This is a genomic window from Nocardia araoensis NBRC 100135, from assembly GCF_000308435.1.
Lineage (GTDB): Bacteria > Actinomycetota > Actinomycetes > Mycobacteriales > Mycobacteriaceae > Nocardia > Nocardia araoensis.
Genome location: NZ_BAFR01000263.1, coordinates 1 through 949, shown reverse-complemented (window position 1 = coordinate 949; position 949 = coordinate 1). Strand labels below are relative to the sequence as shown.

General features: G+C 64.5%; 1 protein-coding gene and 1 pseudogene. Both read left to right on the top strand.

Features of this window, described 5'->3' with window-relative positions; genetic code table 11:
* The first annotated feature begins 183 nt into the window (after window positions 1-183).
* On the top strand, window positions 184-399 hold the full coding sequence (locus tag ON21_RS30280) for a hypothetical protein (RefSeq protein ID WP_157171025.1): 216 nt from the start codon (window positions 184-186) through the stop codon (window positions 397-399).
* Between the two features lie 296 nt (window positions 400-695).
* Window positions 696-949 (top strand): annotated as a pseudogene (locus ON21_RS41080) (IS110 family transposase); the annotation flags it as partial.

The following is a 949-nucleotide window of genomic DNA, read 5'->3' as shown; positions in this document are numbered from 1 at the left end:
ACAGGGCGATGGATCGTCGAACAATCCTTGCCCTGCTGCACCAGTACCGCTGCCTGGCCACCCGCTGGGAACGACGCACCGACATCCACCAAGGACTCCTCGACCTCGCCGCCGCCCTCATCTGCTGGCGAAGGCTCCGCAACCGAACCTGATAGGTGCTCTTAGGGGAAGATGGTCGCCATCATGTCGAAGCGTTACCCGCCCGAGGTTCGCGAGAAGGCTGTGCGTCTGGCTCTCGAGCGCCTCGATGAGTACGGGACTCCGTATGCTGCCGCCCAAGCTCTCGCGCCGTTGGTCGATGTCCATTTCGAGACGCTGCGGATCTGGATCAAGAAGGCCCTGGCCGATGGGGCGCGGCCGGACGGGCAAGCGGCCCGGCCTGTCTTCGGCCGAGCGTGAGGAGTTGACGAAGCTGCGGCGAGAGGTCCGAGATCTCAAGCAGGCCAACGAGATCCTGAAACTGGCTTCGGCTTTCTTCGCGTCAATGTCACGATCATGAGTGCCCGGCGGGGTTCGCTCTTTTCTTCGCTGCCCCAGCTGTGAATGCTGGTGGCTTGTCACGATGTGCGACCTCGCCGGGCCCGACCGGCGAGGTGCGTGGCCTGATAGGAGCGCGCCGCAAACGCCCGATTGACACGTGCCCGTCCTCACCTGGTCGCATTTATCCCGTTTGCGCGTGAGAGGACCGAAAACCGTTGAGCCATCGTGTGGACGCCCACAAACGCACCCATACCCTGGTCGCCGCCGATCCCGTGGGCCGCCAGTTGGCCGAGAAGACGATCGGAACTACCAGCGAGGATCATTTGAAGGCGGTCGAGTGGGCTGCCCAGTGGCCGGGTGCCCGCTTCGCGTTAGAGGACTGCCGACACGTTCACACGCCGACTGGAGCGGGACCTGCTGGCCGCCGGGTTCGAGGTGGTTCGGGTGCCGACCCATCTCATGGCCGTCG

What these genes read in the sequence shown, in the direction of transcription:
- ON21_RS30280 (WP_157171025.1), top strand. Translation starts at nt 184, where the DNA reads ATGTCGAAGCGTTACCCGCCCGAGGTTCGCGAGAAGGCTGTGCGTCTG.